Origin of the sequence: Rhizobium sp. 10PS4, from assembly GCF_032464805.1 — a bacterium.
GTDB classification, from domain to species: Bacteria; Pseudomonadota; Alphaproteobacteria; order Rhizobiales; family Rhizobiaceae; genus Rhizobium; species Rhizobium laguerreae.
On the sequence record NZ_JAWDIW010000011.1, the window covers coordinates 147,952 to 167,772 of the forward strand.

Consider the following 19,821-nt stretch of genomic DNA (forward strand, 5'->3'; position numbering starts at 1 on the left):
AAATATGCTGAGATGCGCTAAGGGTGGCCGTCGATGGAGGCGGACACGGTCGCCATTGTCAGCTGACAACGGCGCTAAGATTCCGGAATTCCACATGATTTTTTCGTCGAATCCGGTTTGTTATCCATTGGCTAACCAAGAAATCGCTTGACGGAATCGGCAGACTCACGATCATTTGCGCAAAATGACCCGATTTATCAGGATTTGCGTGAATGCCGACCAAGGCCGCGATTGTTGAGAAAGCCAAGAGAGCGAGTCGAGTCTCGATCGACGAGACGATCGCGCAGGACTCGACGATGCTCAGCAGCCAATTGCAGGTGCTGTTCGAGCGGTTGTTTTCGCCCGACGCCCGCAAATCGCTAAGGCGGTTCAGCAGCACCGAGACTGCCAAGCTGCTCGGTGTCACCGACAGCTATGTTCGCCACCTCGCCGCGCAGGTGGAAAGCATCAATCCCGAAAAGACGGCGGCGGGTCGACGGGTGTTCTCGCTTGAGGAAATTCATGCGATGCGCCACCATCTCGGGCGCACCAAACCCTCCTATCTGCCGATGCGCCGGCCGGGCGACCATCTCCAGGTGATCGCGGTCACCAATTTTAAAGGTGGCTCCGGCAAGACGACGACATCCATCCACCTGGCGCAGTTCCTGGCTCTTCGCGGCTACCGCGTGCTCGCCGTCGATCTCGATCCGCAGGCGTCGATGTCGGCGATGCTCGGATATCAGCCCGAATTCGACGTCGGCGAAAACGAGACGCTCTACGGTGCCATCAAATATGACGAAACGCGCCGCGACGTAGCCGACATCGTCCGCCAGACCTATTTTCCGGGGCTCGATCTCATTCCCGGCAATCTCGAACTGCACGAGTTCGAGCACGATACTCCAAAGGCGCTCGCCGACACCAACCGCGACGACAAGGACATGTTCTTCATGCGGGTCGGCAATGCGCTGCATTCGCTGGAGCAGAGCTACGACGTCGTCATCATCGATTGCCCGCCGACCCTCGGCTTCCTGACACTGTCTGCTCTTTGTGCCGCGACTTCCGTCCTCATTACCGTCCATCCGCAGATGCTCGACGTCGCGTCGATGAACCAGTTCCTGACGATGACCTCCGATCTTCTGGCCGTGGTCAAGCAGGCAGGCGGCAATCTCGATTATGATTGGATGCGCTATCTGATCACCCGCTATGAGGCCAATGATGGACCGCAGGCGCAGATCGTCGCCTTCCTTCGCAGTTTGTTCGGCGAGCGCGTGCTGACCTCGATGATGGTCAAGTCGACAGCGGTCTCGGATGCGGGTCTGTCCAAGCAGACAATCTACGAGGCGGGACGCGAGACGATGCATCGCCAGACCTATGACCGCGGGGTGGAATCCGTCGACAGCGTCAATGCCGAGGTCGAGCAACTCATTCGCAGTGCATGGAGCAGGACATGAGCCCAAAAGGACGCGACATCCTGAAGAGCATGGTCGGTGCCGTCGAGCCGACACGGCCGGAGGTGCCAAGCGTGCAACAGCCGCATCGGCCATCCGGAGCGGTCAAGGCGATGAACCTGTCGCTTGGACGGTTGGGAGAGGAAGCAGCCGCCGCCAAGGCGCTGCGCGAATCGCTGGCCTCGGGCGACAAGGTGCTGGAGATCGATCCGGCAGCTGTCGAAATGTCCTTCATCCGCGACCGTATCCCGGTCGATAAGGATGCCGAGTTCGAGCGATTGAAGCAGTCCATCCAGGAAAGCGGACAGCAGGTTCCGATTCTGGTGCGGCCGGACCCGGTAAGGGCCGGGCACTACCAGGCCGCCTATGGCCACAGGCGCCTGCGAGCGGCGGCAGAGATCGGGGTTCCCGTTAAGGCCGTCGTGCGAAAGCTCACGGATGAAGAGTTGATCCTCGCACAGGGTCAGGAAAATGGCCCCCGTGTCGACTTGAGTTTTATCGAGCGGGCACTGTTTGCACGCCGCATGGATGAACATGGCTTCAGCCGCGACATGATTGCCAAGGCGCTGGCGACAGACAAGCCGGAAACGTCAAGGCTCCTGCAGGTGGCTCAGACGATCGACCCCGAGCTCATTCTCGCCATCGGGCCGGCCCCCAAGGTCGGTCGTCCACGCTGGTTGGCGTTTGCCGAGAAGTTCAGAGAGACGGGCGGACAGAAAAAGGCGCGGGCCGCAATCAGTGCCGCCGGTTTCGACGCATTGGAGACCAACAGCCGCTTCGATGTCATCTGGAAGGCACTGGAGGAGAAGAGCGCACCGCAGCGGGCCGAGCAGACGCTCCGGACCCAAGGGGGCGCGCCGCTTGCTTTGGTGGCCCGCTCCGGCAAAAGCTTTCGCATCACCGTCAAATCGGCGGCGTTTTCGGAATTCCTGGCTCAGCGGTTGATAGGCCTCGCCGCCGAGTTCGAAGAGGAAAACGAGGGAAAATGAGGCAGTTAGACCGGTTGTCAGCTGACAATCCGGATAGGAGATAACGCGCAAAAGAAAAAAGCCCCCGAACGTCACCGTCACGGAAGCTTTCCTCGTAGTCTTGAACACCTCCGAGAATCGCACTTCCGAGAATCGCTGTCAAGAGTTTTTGGCGCCGTTTTGGTGAGCGGATTTCTTTTGCCTCGTTGAGGTGAAAGATATGGAAACCGGGAATGTGACGACGCCCTTCGGGCGACGGTCGATGACGCTTGGCATGCTTGCAAACCAAGTCATGGCCGGGGAGATCAGGCCGGATCAGTCGGTCGACAAGTGGAAATTGTTTCGCGCACTATGCGAAGCAAAGCCGCTGCTCGGCATCGGCGATCGGGCGCTTGCCGTGCTCAACGCGCTTTTGAGCTTTTATCCGAAGAACGAGCTGGCCCAGGAAAACGGCTTGATCGTCTTCCCGTCGAACATCCAGCTTTCTCTCAGAACGCATGGCATGGCCGAACAGACCGTCCGGCGCCATCTTGCCGCGCTCGTCGAGGCAGGCCTTCTGCTGCGCAAGGATAGTCCCAATGGCAAGCGGTATGTCCGCAGAGACAGGGCAGGGGAGATCGATGAGGCTTTCGGCTTCTCGCTGGCGCCGCTGCTTGCCCGTGCCGAGGAGATCGAACAGCTTGCCGCCGAAGTGATGGCTGAGCGGCTGCATGTCCAGCATCTGCGCGAGCGTATCACTCTGTGCCGCCGCGACGTCGCAAAACTGATCGAAGCGGCCGTCGAAGAACAGATCCCTGGGGATTGGCAAGGCCTCTACGGCGAATTCCGGGACCTGATCGAAGGCCTGCCGCGATCACCGACCACATCGCAGCTTGAACTGTTGCTGGATGAATTGACGGCACTGCGCGCAGATATTCTTAACCGGCTGGAAATTCGGGTTAAATCGACAAAACAGCGCGGCAATGCCGATTATATCGAGCGTCACATACAGAATTCAAACCCCGAATCTACCATTGAACTTGAACCAAGCTTCGAAACGAAGCCGGGGGCGATGGCGGAGCAAGACAAAGGGCGAGAGGCGGAGACGCTGGAAGAGGGGAGGGGGGAGACAACCCGTCCGGGCCGGCAGGAGGAAAGTCGGCAGTCGGGCGGCCGCAATGATGGTGGCGAACTGAAATCCTTCCCGCTCGGCCTCGTTCTGCAGGCCTGCCCGGAAGTCCTTGCCTATGGACCGGGTGGTGCGATCCGCAACTGGCGCGATCTGATGACCGCAGCGGTTGCGGTTCGATCGATGCTGGGCGTCAGTCCGTCGGCCTACGAGGAGGCCGCCAATGTGATGGGGCCGGAAAATGCCGCGACCGTGATGGCATGCATCCTGGAGCGCGGCGGCCACATCAATTCGGCCGGTGGCTATCTTCGTGGCCTGACGCGGCGAAGCGAAAAGGGAGAATTCGCGATCGGCCCGATGCTGATGGCGCTTCTGCGGGCAAACGCACCGGCCGGCCGGAAGGTTGGATAGTGTTCAACCTCCGTGTGGGCAGCGTATGGCTAAGCGCGGATAAGCCTTCGCTCCAGAAAACTCTGCATGTCGCGCCGTCCGTCTAGGACGCAGTAGACGACGACGTCCGTGCCCAGGATCCGATAGATCATGCGCCACGGCTTATGGTGGAGTTCCCGATATTCGGAAATTCCGATCCCCGCCAACTCCTTCGGAATATTTCCTCGGGCGGGGAATTCTTCAAGCTCGGCGCACGCGCGCTCGATGTCCGTCAGGATGCGCTCTGCCGTCTCGGCGCCTTCGCGGCCGGCGATGAAGCGATAGAGATCCTCGATGTCGCGTTCCGCATCCTCAGAGAAAAGAACGCGATATGGCCTCAGGATTGGCTGTCTTTCAGACGTTTGCGGATGCGTGCGAAAGATTCCGCAGCTGGGCGCAGTTTGCCCTCCTCGACCTGCCGGTTGGTGAGCGCCAGCACCTTCAGGAGCGCCAGCGTCTCCTGCGTTTCTTCGTATTGGCCGACGTCCTGAAGGATGGCCTTCGCCTCGCCGTGAAGCGTAATGACGACCGGCTGCGGGTTATCCTTCAACGTCCGGATGATCTCCGGCGCATGCGCCTTGAGATAGCTGATCGGCTTCACCTGTTCTGACAGCTTCATGCACTTACTCCCTTTCGACCAGAATATAGACCATCAAGTGGTTGATTGAAAGAAGCCTTTCGATGGTGGCGGCGCACATTCCCGGCTTCCGATTTCAAAAGCGTAATCGTTGGGGCTAGCGGGAGAAATAACAAACTATATTTATAGACTATAGAGATAATTGTTTGCGCGTTTCTGCGCTCCTGCGATCAGCAGGGACCGGTGAGCGACACGGGGCTTGAATGGCGAATTGTCTCGATGACGTTCCGAGCTTCAGGGAGAATGCATTTGACATATGATGTTATCGTGGTCGGTTCCGGTTTTTCGGCGATAGCGGTTACCTGCAATCTCATCGAGCAGCTTCCCGCTTCGGCGAAGGTTGCCGTCGTCGGCGACGATCCTGGCTTCGGCCGCGGGACGGCCTACCGGACAGAGCTCTATCTCCATCGCCTCAATGTTCCCGCCGGCCGCATGAGCCTGTTGCGGCATCAACCCGACGACTTTGTCGACTGGCTGAAAAGCCATGGACGCCCGTTGCAGGCCGGCGATTTCGCCTCGCGCAGCGATTACGGTCTTTATGTCCGCGATACGCTTGCGCGGCTGCTTCGAAAACGGGACGGCCGTTGCCGGGTCGATTTAATCAAGGCTAAGGCGGCGGGATGCGTGGAACGTTACAGCAGCACGCTGGCCTTCCATCTCGGCAATGGCGATGAGATTGCCGGCAGGAACGTGGTGCTCTGCCTCGGCGTCGGGAACGCGACCCTTCCGGTCGATCCGGATGGCGTCCCGGCATCGCTGCGATCGCGGATCATCGAGAACCCGTGGCGGCTTTCCTGGCTGAGGCGTGTCGCACCATCCGAGGCGGTGTGTATCCTCGGATCTGGCCTGACGATGATCGATCAGGTTCTCGCGCTTCGCGCCCATGGCCACAGCGGCAGGATTGATGTGCTTTCGCGGCGCGGGCTTGCACCCCTGGGACACGCATCGAAGCCGCCAGTGCCTCTGCCGATCGACGTTCGGGCGCTTCCCGAGACGCTCAGCGGCATATTGAAGACCCTGCGGGCGAAGAGCAGGACGGTTGCCGACTGGCGAGCCGTGATGGATGGCCTGAGGCCTGCAACGCAGGCTCTCTGGCAACGGCTTTCGAGCGAGGAGCGGGCACGATTCCTCAGGCATGCGCTTCCCTGGTGGAACATCCACCGTCACCGGGTCGCGCCTGACGTGTTCGACAGGTTTGAGAAACTGGTCTTAGACGGAACCGTTCGTTTCCACGCGGGCTTCCTGAAATCGCTCGGGGCCGAGGAGGGGCGGCTAGCTGCCAGCTACAGGGTCAGAGCGACGCGCGAGATCGCCGAGATCCGGGCGGACTGGCTCGTCAACTGCACGGGAATGGAGCGGGCCGGCATCAGTCATTCACCGCTTTTGAAGGAGATGAGCCGCTTTGAGTTGATCATCCCCGATCCTCTTGGCCTCGGGATCCAGGTGCCGTCCGAGGTGATAGCCCCGTCCCGGATCTCGCCTGCCCGACTGTTTGCGGTTGGTGCCCTGACGGCGGGGCAATTCTGGGAGATCACCACCGTCCCGGATATCCGGGTGCAGGCCAAGGCCGTGGCCGAGGAGATTGTTTCAAGAGGTTAGCTCTCGACGTGCAGGCAGCAGAGCGTCCGTTGCGCGTCTGCAAAGACGCGCGGTGCTGCAGATCCGCACTGTGCTTGTTGAATTGCCGGCCGCCGACGGCTACAGTATCTGGTACGCCATAATACGATTCTTGCATTCGGCTGCCGCGGCGGAAGTTGAGCGTGCAAAGTCCAACACTGAGGTAGACAATGAGCGGTGCTCTGAAGGACGCAATTCGAGTCGAGCGTCCGGCAAAGACCTTGCGGGAACTGGCGCTCGACAAGGTCCGCGAAGCCATCGTTAACGGATACTTCCGTCCCGGAGATCGCCTTGTCGAGCGTGACCTCTGCGCCCAGCTCGGCGTCAGCCGAACGGTCGTGCGCGAGGTTCTGAGGCATCTTGAATCGGAAGGGCTTGTCGCCAATCTGCCGAACAAGGGGCCGATCGTCGCGCAGCTCGACATCGAGGAAGCTAAACAGATCTATGAGATCCGCGGCGCGCTGGAAGGCATGGCGGCGCGGCTGTGCGCCGAGCGCCGCAGCCCCGAAATCGTCGCCGCGCTGGAGGAATCTCTGGCCGGGATCCGCAATAGTTACCGTGACAACGATATGGCGGCTGTGCTGACGAACACTTCTTCCTTCTATCATACGCTGTTCACGATGGTTGACAGGAACGTTGCCTGGGGTGTCGTCAATCTGCTCACCGTGCGCATAAACCACCTGCGCTCGATGACGATCAAGACCGAGCGGCGCGGCATCGAAGGGCCGCTGCAGATGTCGAAGATCGTGGACGCGATCCGCCGTGGTGACGGCGAGGGGGCTTACCGGGCGGCTATGGATCACGTCGCCGCCGCAAGCGCGATTGCCGAAGCGGTGCTGTCCGCCAAGAAGCCTGCCGACTAGGGTCTGTTGAGATTCAGGGTTTCACCGATGGACGCATCATGATTCAAGCTCCTTTTGAAGAGTTTGAGGATGATTCGCACAGATTTGCCGGATAGGCAGTGGGAGAAGATAACTCCCCATTCCATGGCAAGGACACCGACCCCGGTCGCAGCGGCGGCAACAACCGTCTCTTTCTTGAGGCAGTCCTCTGGAAGGTTCGAACCAACAGTCCCTGGCGCGTCAGCCCCGCGTCGGTAAGCGGCGCGAGCTCCTCGAACTTCAGGTGCTTCCAGCATCTCCGATGCGCCGCTCGACGCCCACCGGCGCCTCGCAGAGGCAGCGCAACGCGTGCTCAAGGGTGTGGTCCGCCTCGTCTCGGCCCTGGTACACCGCCGGTGCCGGAGAACAACTTTCACCGGAACAAGGGCCGTAAAAGCACCTTACCGGATTTAACCGCACCTAACCCCCATCTAGGGGAGAAAAGTATAAGACTTACTCCATCGCTGCAGTCGTAATGCAAGGCACGGAGGAAGTCATGAGCAAGGGAAAAGTCGTGGTTCTTGGGTCGAACGCGACCCGGATCGAGACGAAGGGCGGTTATTGGGGCGTCACCGGCCAGTATCTCAATGAGACGGTCGTACCGGCGATGGCCCTGATCGAAGCCGGCTATGAGGTAGTGCTTGCGACGCCGGACGGAACACCGCCGACGATCGACCGGGCGTCGGACGCAGCCGCACACTTCGGCGGAGACGAGGCGGCTTATGCCCGCGCGAAGGACTACTACGCAAACGACCCGTCGATGAAGGCGCGCACCCTGCGCTCGGTACTCGATGAAGGACTGGACAGCTATGTCGGCCTGCACATTCCCGGCGGCCAGGCGCCGATCGTCGACCTGATGCAGGACCAGGAGATCGGCGAGATCCTGCGCCACTTCCACGAGCATTCTAAGCCCACCGCGATGCTATGCCACGGCCCGATCTCTGCCGTTGCGGCAATGCCCTATGCGCGCGAGTTCCGCGCGGCGCTGATCGCCGGCGATCCCGAGAAGGCGAAGGAATGGGCCAAGGGCTGGCAATATGCGGGCTACAAGATGACGGTCTTTTCGGCGACCGAGGAGAAGGTCATCGAGGACACCATCCTGCACGCCAAGATCTATTTCGACATGCCACTCGCGCTAAACCTTGCGGGCGGTATCGTGAGCACCACGCCCGTCGACTTCGACCCCTATGTGATCGAGGATCGCGAATTGATCACCGGGCAGAATCCCCGTTCGGATCATCCGATTGCCGTGGCCCTGATCGCTGCGTTGGACCGGAAGCGCGCTGCAGCGTGACACGGCAGTGGCGCGTGGCCGCCTCGAAGCTCCCCGACGGCGATGGCTATCTCGCCGCGCTCATCAACTACCGCTTTATGGCCATGGCGTGTGGAGCACCGACGGGACAGTCGAAAAACTCCTCGCCGCGGCCGAATAGGCGGATCAACTCAGAGATTGATGGAGACACTGATGAAACGGTCAATTTGGAGATTACTCGCTGCCATGATTGCTCTTGCTCCGGTCGCCTCCGCCGCCGCGGAGAAGCCAGTCTCGATCGCGCTTGTGCATGGAGCGTTCGTCGACGCCTCCGGCTGGCAGCTTGTCTACAACATGCTGTCAGCGGACGGATATGAAGTCCTGGTTGTCCAGAACCCCACGATCACCTTGGATGGTGATGTCGCGGCGACCAAGAGGGTCATCGCGAATGCCAAGCATCCGGTAGTGCTTGTCGGCCACTCCTATGGCGGGGCTGTAATTACCGAGGCCGGCGCCGACGCAAAGGTCAGGAGCCTTGTCTATATCGCTGCCTTTGCACCGGCGGCGGGAGAGTCGGTGTTTGATCTGGCGACTGCGCCGACGCCAGGCGAAGAAGGGGCTCCGCTGCTACCGCCGAGCGACGGTTTCATCCTTGTCGATCCAGCGAAGTTTCCCGCCGCTTTCGCCGCCGACGTCGATATCTCGACGACGCGGTTTATGGCTGCAGCTCAGGTGCCTTGGGGGCTCGGGGCTGTTCAGACCAAGATAACCAGCCCAGCCTGGAAGCAGAAGCCGAGCTATTTCATGGTGACTGCGCTGGATCGCATGGTTCCACCGAGCCGACAGCGCTCCATGGCCGCGAGGGCTGGCGCGAAGGTTATCGAAATCCAGAGCAGCCATGCGGTGATGCTATCGCATCCCAAGGATGTCGTCGACTTCATCACTAGCGCTGCGGCCGGGCCAAAGTAGCTATGGTGCCCGGACTACTGCCGCCGTGCCGCGGCGAGTGAAGCAAGACGGCCGCCTTGGCTCACTGCGTCGAGATTTCCTTCTAAATATTGGAATCGACCTCGCGCTCAGCTGCAACTAATTATGGAGATGAAAATGAACCGACTGATCATTTCCCTGGTGCTTGCTACCGTCAGTCTGGCGCAGGTTCCTGAGGCGTTCGCCGCTCCGGCTCAGAACTCAGCGGCCAGTCCCCGGACGCCAATCACCGTCTTCTATCGTTCGACCAAGATCGATGGCGTCGACATGTTCTATCGTGAAGCCGGCCCGGCCGAGGGCCCGGTCGTGCTACTTCTGCACGGCTTCCCGACATCCTCGCACATGTTCCGCAACCTCATTCCGCTGCTGGCAGATCGCTATCACGTCATCGCACCCGACTATCCGGGCTTCGGTCAGAGTGATGCACCCGATCACACCAAGTTCGCCTACACCTTCGGCCACTATGCAGACATGGTCGATACGCTGATGACCCAGCTCGGCGCCAAGAAATATGCGATGTATCTCATGGATTACGGCGCACCGGTCGGCTACCGTCTGGCTCTCAAGCACCCGGAACGGGTGAGCGGGTTGATCGTCCAGAACGGCAATGCCTATGAAGAAGGCCTGCGCGAGTTCTGGGATCCGATCAAGGCCTACTGGGCCGACGATTCGAAAGAGAAGCGCGAGGCGCTCTCCAATCTGGTGGTCCTCGAGACCACCAAGTTCCAGTACACGGACGGCGTCAAGGACCTCACCCGCATCAGCCCCGACAACTGGGTTCACGATCAGGCCTTGCTCGACCGGCCGGGCAACAAGGATATCCAGCTCGATCTCTTCCACGATTACGGCACGAACGTCCCGCTCTACCCGCAGTTCCAGGCCTTCTTCCGCGAACGCAAGCCGCCGACGCTGATCGTCTGGGGTAAGAATGACAAGATCTTCCCGGAGGACGGCGCCCATCCTTACCCGCGTGATCTTCCAGACGCTGAAATGCACCTCCTCGACACAGGCCATTTCGCCCTTGAAGACAAGCTGGATGAGATGGCGCCGCTCATTCACGATTTCCTCGATCGAAAAGTCGCAAGGCGTTAATCGGGAGTCATTGGCCACGCCCCGGCGCTCATTTCAGGCGGACACTGCAACGCTTCCGCTCGCTTTGGACGCTGGCCAACTGGGGGCTCGGTATCAATTGCCACAGCCTTGATTGGCTTATGTCGGAGATTGAAAGGCTTAGTCCATGTCATCGTACGTTAAGATCACAGCAATCCTTAACTCTCGGCCAGACAAGGCAGAGAAGCTGCAGGCACTGCTTCTCGGAATGGCGACGGACTGCCGAGCAGAGCCGGGCAATCTGCGATGGGATATTTGGCAGGACCAGTCTCGTCCCGACCGGTATGTTCTCGATGAACTGTATGTGGATGGCGCAGCCGTCGCAGCACACCGTGAGACCCACCACTATAAGAACTATCTCGCGCAGATCGGTGACTTAGCAGACCGCACCGCGTTGGTGCTGAATCCGATCGAGGTCGGGCATGCGCGTGTTTAGCACTATATTTGCGAGATCGGGACGAGCCTTAATCTCACGCTCGATCTCCGACACCTGAGAATGAGAATGTTAGCCACTATGCTATGGGAACAAGCGATGAGCTGGCACCGGGTGCGATATAAGAAGGTCAATCTCGGTGAGGTGGAGATGTTTAATCGCGAGCCAGGTGCTGAAGCAGCGCCTGTTCTGCTGCTGCTTCACGGCTTCCCAACGTCAAGCCACATGTACCGCGATCTCATTCTCCAACTCGCGGACAGACACAGGATAGTAGCGCCGGACCTTCCAGGGTTTGGATCAACAAAGGCACCCGCGCGTGGTGCATACGCCTACACGTTCGGCAATCTTTATAAGGCCGTTTTGGCGTTGGTGGACACGCTGAAGCTTGAACGGTTCGGACTGATGGTTTTCGATTATGGCGCGCCCGTCGGTTTTCGTTTAGCCGCGGCATATCCGAACCGAATTTCCGCCATCATCACGCAAAACGGCAATGTCTACGAAGTGGGATTAAGGGAGGCCAACATACAGCCCATGAGGGCCTATTGGGAAAATCCCAGCCCAGCGAATCGCGACGCGCTACGTTCGTTCCTCACCATAGACGCCACACGGTTTCAGTACACACATGGCGTGCCCGAGGACAAACTCGAACTCGTCAGCCCCGACGCCGTTGCGCACGATCAGGCCATTCTCGACCGCGATCCGGAAGTGCAACTCGACTTGTTCGGCGACTATAAGTCGAACATCGCTCTCTATCCACGCTGGCAAGAGTATCTGCGGGCGACGAGGCCGCCTGTTCTAGCCGTTTGGGGAAAAGGAGATCCCTTCTTCGCCCCGGCTGGCGCACATGCCTTCCGCAACGATGTTCCCGACGCCGAGATTCATCTCTTCGATACGGGGCACTTCGCCCTGGAGACTGACGGACCAGAAATCGCAGCGCTGATCAGGGATCTTCTAGGTCGTAAGGGCTGCTAGGAGTTCGAGAATGAAGCGCGCAAGTGAAGGACGATCAATGGATCAGTCTGGATCGAAAGATAAGACGTTAATGATCTGCGGAGAACTCCTTCACGAGCCGTTCAATGACTTGGGCAAGGAAGACGTAACCGCCTAATTATCGCTGGGTCACATCGCGACTCTAGAAATACTGGACGTCTCTTCGCTACTATGTCGCACTACAGGACCACCACCTATCCTCAAGGAGCATATCCATGTCCTTTCCGGGAATCCACCGCGTCGTCACCGGACATGATGCCGATGGCAAATCTATTGTCGCGATCAACGGACCGCTGCCAACCATCGTCGAATTGAATGCTATTCCTGGGATGATCTTCCACGAGGTTTGGGAAACGCGCGGCACACCGGCGCAGGTGGACAATGGTGCCGATCCGACCACCGTTGCGCTGATGCACCAGCCGCCAAAGCACGGCACCCGCATCCGCTTCGTCGACATGCCGCCAGACGCCGAATACCTTGCCGATGGCACATTGCAGATGAAGGAGTTGTTTAATGAGGTCAATGACCCCGGCGGTTTGACTGTAAAGACAGATTCGCCGCACCCGATGATGCACCGGAGCGAGGCCATTGACTATGGCATCGTTATCGAGGGTGAGATGACGCTGATGCTCGACGATTCCGAAGTGCTGCTCAAGCCCTACAGTGTCGTAATCCAGCGCGGCACCAACCACGCGTGGGCGAACCGCTCTGGCAAAATGTGCCGCATGTTGTTCATTCAAATAGACGGACAATATGAGCCGTCGATCGCTGCGGCGCTTGCGCGTCGATAAGCCGACGCCGATGCTCTGCTTTTGCGCCGGCTCGGGGAAATTCTTTAGCAGGGAATCGAAGGTAGGCCACTTGAAGGTCGGATCACGGCCGAGTTGTTAAGAGTGGCCTCGATTTCTCTGGAGAGTGCTGAGCGAGCCGAGGATGTCGGCGGCGGCAACAAGGTCGCGCGTCTCGAACCCCTCCGTGAATTCGCTGAATATGGGCAATAGCAGCTGATAAGCATCGTCGGCCCTCGACTGAGCGCACCAGAGGCGTGCGAGGTCGAGGGCCGTACGCAATCGCCATGACGAGGCACCTATTGCCTGCGCAAGTGTCATTGACTTTTTGAGTTGCATCTCAGCCCTGTCCGCCTGGCCTTGGGCAAGCAGAATGGAGGCTTGGACTCGAGACACCTCGGGCAGGCACCACAGGTCATTTTTCGCATCTGCTCGGTCAAGCGCGGCTCGGATCGTAGCCTCCGCGTCGCCAAGACGCCCACTCCGGGCTTGGAAGTCTGCGAGGACGCTTAGGTAGAAGGGCAATCGCGCTAGGTGCCTCGTGGAGTGGAATTCCGCAATGGCCCGCTCGAGGTCGTCAATACGTTGGGCCGCATCGTCGCCTTGCGCGCATGCTAGCGCCGCACGATAGAACATCGCGACTGGACGCCGGACGTCGAATCCGTGCCGCCTCGCTTGGTCATCGAGCATGGTGACATAACGACCACACTCTTCATAATGTCCTGCCCAATAGAATACCGGACAGACCCATGAGAGCGCATTGCCCAGTGAAAGGTGATGCTTGGTCTTGGACGCGTAGTCGACCGTTGCCCGCGCGGTGTCCAGAGCGATGTCTGGTGAACCCGTCAACCATTGTGCATGCGACAATAGATTCGTCACATCGACGATCCTATCGGAGAGGTACCGCACGTGCCGCCTTAAGCGTTGGGTATCGCTGATGTCTTCCAGATTGAGCAGGTGACGACGTTCGAAGCGTTGCCGGACGTCGTGGAGCTGGCCGATGAAGAGTTTGCCGATCCCGAGGGCTACTTCCGCCTCCAACACGGCGGAGGGGACCTCCGCGGCTGCAACCGAGGCGAAGGTCTCAAGTGTGCGGACCGCGGCGTCGTTCTCGCCGCGGAAAAGTTCAAACACTCCGATCAACCGAAGGCAACGAACACGGCAATCGGTGTCGCCAATCTGAACGGCGATGTCCAACGCCCGTTGCATCGCATCTCGCGCCTGAGGCATGAGGCCCTGCGTGAACATGGTAGCGCCACCAAGCCACACCTGAAGCTGCATCTCAAACACGCTGCCGGCGAGTCCCGCCGGGCCAAGTTCTTCAATTGCCTGCGAAACATGAACGCGGCATTCTCCGGTGAGCGACAGATGGTTCCAGAGCAGGAGTCCAGCGACGGTCAGCCGGATGCGCAGAGACCGGTTCACTGTATCCTGAGCTGCCCACGCTAACGCACCACGCAAATCGTCGAGTACACGCCCATAGGCGGCTTCCCACTCACGGGCAGGGCGCTCAGCCCATTCGGCCGTGGCCCGCTCGAGCACCGTGCACACATGCTCCGCGTGGCGTTGGCGAATTATCTGATCCTCGCCGCTGACCCGCAGTCGTTCGAGACAATAAGCTCGCGTTGTTTCAAGGAGACGATAAGCGACGCCGTCGGTGTCGACATCAAACGCAAGCAAAGACTTCGCCGCAAGCTGTGCCACGGCGTCCGCCGTTTCGGCGGGAGCGACGTTCGACACTGCCGAAGCGCCTTCGATATCGAAAAGACCTGCGAAAACGGATACAGCGCGTAGCAGCGCGGTCTCGCTTTCCGTCAGCAGGCCGTAGCTCCAGTCGAGCGTTTCAATCAGGGTGCGATGCCGCTCCGGGCCCGCCCGCCGCCCGACAAGAAGGCGGAATCGATCATCGAGTTGCTTCAACAGACCGCCGACTCCGAATGCATCGATGCGTGTCGCGGCAAGTTCTATTGCAAGCGCCAGCCCATCAAGTCTCCGGCATATCTCGGCAGCGGCCGGCGCATCGACGTCATGCAGCTCAAACAGTTCGAAGCTGTCGGATGCTCGGTCCACAAAAAGCTCAATGGCAGGGAATGACAGTGCTTCGGCGGCGCTCAGCCGAGACGAGCGCGGCGGCGCGCCTAATCCCGGCAGCCTTCGCACGCGTTCCCCTTTCACTCGAAGTGGTTCTCGGCTGGTGGCGAGGATCCTCACGCCGGCAACTTCAGCCAGGAGCCGGTCTGCGCAGGACGCCGCAGCGTCAATGATGTGTTCGCAACTGTCGAGCACGAGCAACACCTCGCGATCGCGCAAGGAGTCACACAGGCTGGCAAGGGCGTCTGCAGAATGGACCGCCAGGCCGAGCGCTGTTGCTATGGCGTTGGGCGTTAGGGCCGGGTCCTTCAGAGGCGCCAGATCAACAAGCCAGACGCCATCCTTAAACGCCTTAAGTTCGTGCTCGGCGACAGCGAGCGCCACTGTCGTCTTTCCGATACCGCCGGCGCCAACGACCGACACCAGGCGGGATTCTCCCAGATCCCGTCGAATAGCATCAATTGTATCTGCCCTTCCAAAGATCGTCGACGTCGCAATCGGCAAATTGTGATTGCGTGGTGTTGGCGAACGAAAGGGCGCCGCAAGGCCCGATGATCCATGTCTCTGGACGGGAGAAGTGAACTGATATCCGCGCCCTGTCACGGTCGCGATATATTTCGCGGCGCCGGGTCCGTCCCCAAGCGTTCGCCGCAACGCCGCCATGTTGACCTTGAGGTTACCTTCGTCAACGATGATGTTTGGCCAAGCGCGAGCCATTAACTCGCGTTTGCTTACAAGTTCGCCAGGCCGCTCAACTAGTGCCGTCAGGATATCCAGCGCGCGGCCTCCTATCCGAACGGGCGCCTCGCCTTGCAAGAGCAGTTGGCGCTCGGGAATCAGCATGAACGGCCCGAAGGAGTAGGACCGCGAAGGCTGCTCGGCGAGGTCGCTTGTCATAGTTCCTTTCCTTCGAAAATTCCCTCTTGGTACGAATGAAAATTTAAATAGCACTTCGGTGAACAGTCATGCAGGGGGCAAACCAACATCTCGCCACATCTGGAGCTATACGGCTCATAAGGCCATTCGTGTTCCCCCTCTGAGTATCGATGCGATAAACCCGGTCGATCGACTAAGCGAGGCCACGGAGCACGCTACCAATAGGATGGCGCGGCGAAGAAGTATTCCTAAGATGTTGATGAAATGAAGCAAGAAATTTCCGAATTTTGGTAGAGCTGAATTCGTATCAAGAGCAATCCAACTATAATAGTCGCCCCACGGTGTTTTGACTAGAGCATGATGCCGAAACGTGTAAGCGTCTTTCGGACGACATCCTGTTCTAGGCGCGGCGGAGACTGCTACAGGCTTCGTCAGCGGTGGATGGCAAAGCGCCGGCACCGAGCATCTGCCGATGTCACGCCAGCAGGCGCAATCACATTCCCAGGAATTCAGCAGACCCCGCACTCCACGCTTGACACCCAACTTTGCTCAATGTGATGGTATGCCATATTAAATAATATAGGCGGTATCATATGAACTGGATTCGGCCTGCGCCTGCGGCCTCGCCGGGTCGTTTGTCAGCTGACAACGCCCTGAAGGACGAAAGCGCTGCGCGGAGATTCGAGCGCGTACGCGCGCCACCGCCACGGCCAGAATCTGCCGTGGGAAAGCCGACTTGACACTCATATATGTTGGTATACCATAATACATAATTGAGAAATGAGGTGTTCGATGGCCATTCAAATTCGCAAGACGGGACTGCAGATCGAAACGACGCTGATCGAGGGCGGCAAGGCCGCGGCGGTTCCGCTGAAGCTGTTTACCGCCTTCGCGGTCGTGAAGAATCCCTGGGCCGGTCGCGGCTTCGTCGACGACCTCAAGCCCGAAATTCACGCAGGCGCTCCGGTGCTCGGCGAGTTGCTGACCAAGATGATCATCGATGCAGTCGGGTCCGGCGAGGCTGTCGAAGGCTATGGAAAATCCGCTGTCGTCGGCCTGAACGGCGAGATCGAACACGGGTCCGCGCTCATCCACACGCTGCGCTTCGGCAATTTTTATCGCCAGGCCGTCGGCGCCAAGTCCTATCTCGCCTTCTGCAACACACGCGGCCCGGCCAATGCACCGATCATGATCCCGCTGATGGACAAGAACGATGAAGGCCGCCGTTCGCACTACCTGACCATCCAGACCTCGATCCCCGACGCACCTGCCGCCGACGAGATCGTCGTGGCTCTCGGTGCTTCGATAGGCGGGCGCCCGCATCACCGCATTGGCGACCGCTACCAGGATCTGAAAGATCTGGGGCACGACGTTGCCAATCCTGCGGGCGTTTGAAGGAGCGGCTCTGAGATGCTGACAGCCGGATCGACCACACGCACCGCTGCAGCAACCAACGCCGCCGGTGCCTTGCCCCGAAAGAAGACGGCAAGCGGAACGGCCTATCACGAGGCCGGCAGCGGCGAGCCGCTGGTTCTCATTCATGGCGTCGGCATGCGGCTCGAGGCCTGGGCCCCGCAGATCGCATTCCTGTCTGCGGGCCACCGCGTCATCGCTGTCGATATGCCGGGACATGGGGAGAGCGCAAAGCTGCCGGCGGGCAGTCGGCTCGAGGAGTTCGTCGCCTGGTTCGGACGCTTTCTCGACGAGATGGCAATCGACACGGCAAATGTTGCCGGGCACTCGATGGGCGCACTGGTTTCAGGAGGGGGGGCCGCGACCTTTGGCGAGCGTATCAGCCGTGTCGCTTACCTCAACGGTGTCTACAGGCGTGACCCTGGAGCAAAGGCGGCCGTGCTTTCGCGCGCCGCGGCCATTCCGGTATCGGGAGTCGACAAGGAAGGTCCTTTGGCTCGCTGGTTCGGCGAGGACGCCGAAAGCGTCACGGCGCGTGAATTGACGCGAAAATGGCTGAACCTCGTTGATCCCCAGGGATATGCCGTCGCTTACGCGGCCTTTGCGGGCGGAGACGAGACCTATGCTGACGGCTGGAAAGACGTGGCTGGCCCGGCCCTTTTTCTGACGGGGTCCGATGATCCGAACTCGACGCCCTTGATGGCAAGGCAAATGGCAGAGCTTGCGCCGCGGGGCTACGCCCGCATCGTCGAAGGTCATCGTCATATGGTGAACCTGACCGCGCCTGATATCGTCAATTCGCTGCTCGCTGAGTGGCTGTCGTTCGGGGAGGATGAACGATGACAATCCAGACTGTCGACCCAAGAGCACTGCGAGATGCATTCGGGGCCTTTCCGACCGGGGTGACTGTCGTCACCGCCTGTGACGGGGATGGAAATCCGATCGGCTTCACGGCGAACTCCTTCACCTCGGTCTCGCTCAATCCACCGCTTCTCCTCGTCTGCCTTGCCAAGACGTCGCGCAATTTCGCCATCATGACCGGAGCGCAGCATTTTGCGATCAACGTGCTTTCGGAAACGCAAAAAGACGTGTCGAACACCTTTGCGCGCCCGGTCGAAGATAGATTTGCGGCGGTCGAGTGGGCGAGGGGATCGGCAGGCTGCCCGATATTCTCAAGCGTGGCGGCCTGGTTCGAATGTGCCATGGAAGAGGTCATCGAGGCTGGCGACCACGTCATCTTGATGGGACGCATCGAAGCTTTCGACAATAGTGGCCGCAACGGTCTCGGCTATGCGCGTGGCGGTTATTTCACGCCGACGCTCGCAAGCAAGGCAGTGTCCGCGGCAAGCGAAGGCAATATGGAACTTGCGGCCGTTGTCGAGCGCCGCGGGGAAGTTCTGCTGCTCGGCGAGGATGTGCTCTCACTGCCAAGCGTCGACGCCCATGACGGTAGCCCGACGGAGGCACTGCAAAAGTACCTGGAAACATCAACCGGGCTGAAGGTCAGCATCGGCTTTCTCTATTCGGTTTACGAGGGCAAGAGCGACGGCAAGCAGCACATTGTCTATCACGCAGTTGCCGGAGAGGGCGAGCCTGCCGGCGGCAGGTTCCTGAAGCCTGATGCATTGGTTGCGGCAAAGTTCAAGACCAGTTCGACCGCCGATATTATCAGCCGTTTCGCAATGGAAAGCTCGATCGGCAATTTCGGCGTCTATTTCGGCGACGAGACCGGCGGCACCGTTCACCCAATTCCAGCCAAGGACGCAAAAGCATGAAGTTCTCCCTCTTCGTCCATATGGAACGGCTCGACGCCAGCCAAAGCCACAAGAGCCTCTACGAAGAATTCGTCGCGCTCTGCGAGATCGCCGACAAGGGCGGCATGCATGCGATCTGGACGGGCGAACACCATGGCATGGATTTCACCATTGCGCCCAATCCGTTCGTGACCATCGCCGATCTGGCGCGCCGCACATCGCGGGCACGGCTCGGAACGGGGACGGTCATCGCCCCCTTCTGGCATCCGATCAAGCTCGCCGGCGAGGCGGCCATGGCCGACATCATCTGCGATGGACGACTTGACATCGGCATCGCGCGCGGAGCCTATTCCTTCGAATATGAGCGCCTGCTGCCCGGGCTCGATGCCTGGGGTGCCGGCCAGCGCATGCGCGAGCTCATCCCGGCCGTCAAGGGCATATGGGCCGGCGACTACGCGCATGATGGGGAATTCTTCAAGTTTCCGTCGACCACCTCGGCGCCGAAGCCGCTGCAGCAGCCGAACCCGCCCATATGGGTGGCGGCGCGCGATCCGAACTCGCACGAATTCGCCGTGGCCAACGGCTGCAACGTCCAGGTCACGCCACTCTGGCAGGGCGACGACGAGGTTCGGTCGTTGATGGAGCGCTTCAACGACGCCTGCGCCAAGAATCCCGAGATCGAGCGACCCAAGATCATGTTGCTGCGCCATACCTATGTCGGTTCGTCGGAGGACGATGTCGCCCAGGCCGCCCATGAACTCAGCGTGTACTACAATTATTTCTTCGCCTGGTTCAAGAATGAGAAGCCGGTTACCCAGGGTCTGATCGAACGGATCCCGGACGAACAGATCAGAGCAAACGCGATGCTGTCGGACCAGGTCATGCGCACCAACAATGTCGTTGGTGACGCTGAGACCGTCATCGCCCGGCTCAAGGTGTATGAAGCGCTCGGTTATGACGAATATTCCTTCTGGATCGACACCGGCATGAGCTTCGAGCGCAAGAAGGCGTCGCTCGAGCGCTTCATCACCGAGGTCATGCCGGCATTTCAGGAGTAAGA

At 59.7% G+C, this 19,821-nt stretch carries 18 protein-coding genes; 15 read left to right on the plus strand and 3 right to left on the minus strand.

Going from position 1 to position 19,821, the window contains the following annotated elements; genetic code table 11:
* The first annotated feature begins 212 nt into the window (after nucleotides 1-212).
* The 3 genes from repA (at nucleotide 213) to repC (ending at nucleotide 3,914) form a co-directional block, all read left to right on the plus strand.
* The gene (gene repA / locus RWJ89_RS21580; protein WP_017958286.1) at nucleotides 213-1,430 is read left to right on the plus strand and encodes a plasmid partitioning protein RepA; all 1,218 of its coding nucleotides are present in this window, start codon (nucleotides 213-215) and stop codon (nucleotides 1,428-1,430) included.
* Nucleotides 1,427-2,416: a plasmid partitioning protein RepB gene (gene repB, locus RWJ89_RS21585; RefSeq protein WP_222062106.1), complete on the plus strand. Its 990-nt coding sequence runs from the start codon at nucleotides 1,427-1,429 to the stop codon at nucleotides 2,414-2,416. Before repA ends, repB begins: the two co-directional genes overlap by 4 nt.
* 199 nt (nucleotides 2,417-2,615) lie before the next feature.
* Entirely contained in the window at nucleotides 2,616-3,914 is a 1,299-nt protein-coding gene (gene repC, locus RWJ89_RS21590) for a plasmid replication protein RepC (protein ID WP_131664885.1), read from the plus strand.
* A gap of 29 nt (nucleotides 3,915-3,943) precedes the next feature.
* On the opposite strand, the gene RWJ89_RS21595 is transcribed toward repC, so the two are convergent.
* Nucleotides 3,944-4,273 carry a type II toxin-antitoxin system RelE/ParE family toxin gene (locus RWJ89_RS21595; protein ID WP_222062228.1) on the minus strand — a complete coding sequence of 110 codons (330 nt, stop codon included), beginning with the start codon at nucleotides 4,271-4,273 and terminating at the stop codon, nucleotides 3,944-3,946.
* Complete coding sequence (locus tag RWJ89_RS21600) at nucleotides 4,270-4,551, minus strand: type II toxin-antitoxin system Phd/YefM family antitoxin (RefSeq protein WP_077980909.1); 282 nt, start codon at nucleotides 4,549-4,551, stop codon at nucleotides 4,270-4,272. The genes RWJ89_RS21595 and RWJ89_RS21600 overlap by 4 nt, the downstream gene beginning before the upstream one ends.
* 261 nt (nucleotides 4,552-4,812) lie before the next feature.
* Here RWJ89_RS21600 and RWJ89_RS21605 point away from each other — a divergent pair, with 261 nt between their 5' ends.
* The 8 genes from RWJ89_RS21605 to RWJ89_RS21645 all read left to right on the plus strand — a co-directional run bounded on the left by RWJ89_RS21605 (nucleotide 4,813) and on the right by RWJ89_RS21645 (nucleotide 12,630).
* The gene (locus RWJ89_RS21605) at nucleotides 4,813-6,168 is read left to right on the plus strand and encodes an FAD/NAD(P)-binding protein (protein ID WP_316031405.1); all 1,356 of its coding nucleotides are present in this window, start codon (nucleotides 4,813-4,815) and stop codon (nucleotides 6,166-6,168) included.
* Nucleotides 6,169-6,356: 188 nt separating this feature from the next.
* Nucleotides 6,357-7,049, plus strand: a complete 693-nt coding sequence (locus RWJ89_RS21610) for a GntR family transcriptional regulator (RefSeq protein WP_168263884.1) — start codon at nucleotides 6,357-6,359, stop codon at nucleotides 7,047-7,049.
* Nucleotides 7,050-7,563: 514 nt separating this feature from the next.
* A complete protein-coding gene (locus tag RWJ89_RS21620) occupies nucleotides 7,564-8,361 on the plus strand; it encodes a DJ-1/PfpI family protein (protein ID WP_105010503.1) in 798 nt (265 codons plus the stop codon).
* A gap of 171 nt (nucleotides 8,362-8,532) precedes the next feature.
* A complete protein-coding gene (locus RWJ89_RS21625; protein WP_131664920.1) occupies nucleotides 8,533-9,288 on the plus strand; it encodes an alpha/beta hydrolase in 756 nt (251 codons plus the stop codon).
* Nucleotides 9,289-9,423: 135 nt separating this feature from the next.
* Nucleotides 9,424-10,398: an alpha/beta fold hydrolase gene (locus tag RWJ89_RS21630; RefSeq protein ID WP_131664910.1), complete on the plus strand. Its 975-nt coding sequence runs from the start codon at nucleotides 9,424-9,426 to the stop codon at nucleotides 10,396-10,398.
* A 145-nt stretch (nucleotides 10,399-10,543) separates the two neighbouring features.
* Nucleotides 10,544-10,852, plus strand: coding sequence for a putative quinol monooxygenase (locus RWJ89_RS21635; protein WP_131664911.1), 309 nt, complete (start codon nucleotides 10,544-10,546; stop codon nucleotides 10,850-10,852).
* Between the two features lie 66 nt (nucleotides 10,853-10,918).
* Complete coding sequence (locus RWJ89_RS21640) at nucleotides 10,919-11,821, plus strand: alpha/beta fold hydrolase (RefSeq protein WP_316031406.1); 903 nt, start codon at nucleotides 10,919-10,921, stop codon at nucleotides 11,819-11,821.
* Nucleotides 11,822-12,054: 233 nt separating this feature from the next.
* Nucleotides 12,055-12,630 carry a cupin domain-containing protein gene (locus tag RWJ89_RS21645; protein WP_316031407.1) on the plus strand — a complete coding sequence of 192 codons (576 nt, stop codon included), beginning with the start codon at nucleotides 12,055-12,057 and terminating at the stop codon, nucleotides 12,628-12,630.
* Between the two features lie 96 nt (nucleotides 12,631-12,726).
* Here the strand turns inward: RWJ89_RS21645 and RWJ89_RS21650 are convergent, their stop codons facing one another.
* The gene (locus RWJ89_RS21650; protein ID WP_316031408.1) at nucleotides 12,727-15,615 is read right to left on the minus strand and encodes an ATP-binding protein; all 2,889 of its coding nucleotides are present in this window, start codon (nucleotides 15,613-15,615) and stop codon (nucleotides 12,727-12,729) included.
* A 771-nt stretch (nucleotides 15,616-16,386) separates the two neighbouring features.
* On the opposite strand from RWJ89_RS21650, the gene RWJ89_RS21655 reads away from it, so the two are divergent.
* The 4 genes from RWJ89_RS21655 to RWJ89_RS21670 are packed head-to-tail and all read left to right on the plus strand — an operon-like array spanning nucleotide 16,387 to nucleotide 19,819.
* A complete protein-coding gene (locus tag RWJ89_RS21655; protein ID WP_131665657.1) occupies nucleotides 16,387-16,989 on the plus strand; it encodes an amino acid synthesis family protein in 603 nt (200 codons plus the stop codon).
* Nucleotides 16,990-17,004: 15 nt separating this feature from the next.
* Nucleotides 17,005-17,850 carry an alpha/beta fold hydrolase gene (locus RWJ89_RS21660; RefSeq protein ID WP_131665658.1) on the plus strand — a complete coding sequence of 282 codons (846 nt, stop codon included), beginning with the start codon at nucleotides 17,005-17,007 and terminating at the stop codon, nucleotides 17,848-17,850.
* Entirely contained in the window at nucleotides 17,847-18,782 is a 936-nt protein-coding gene (locus RWJ89_RS21665; protein ID WP_222011470.1) for a flavin reductase family protein, read from the plus strand. The genes RWJ89_RS21660 and RWJ89_RS21665 overlap by 4 nt, the downstream gene beginning before the upstream one ends.
* A complete protein-coding gene (locus tag RWJ89_RS21670) occupies nucleotides 18,779-19,819 on the plus strand; it encodes an LLM class flavin-dependent oxidoreductase (RefSeq protein WP_168282419.1) in 1,041 nt (346 codons plus the stop codon). Before RWJ89_RS21665 ends, RWJ89_RS21670 begins: the two co-directional genes overlap by 4 nt.
* The last annotated feature ends 2 nt before the right edge of the window (nucleotides 19,820-19,821 follow it).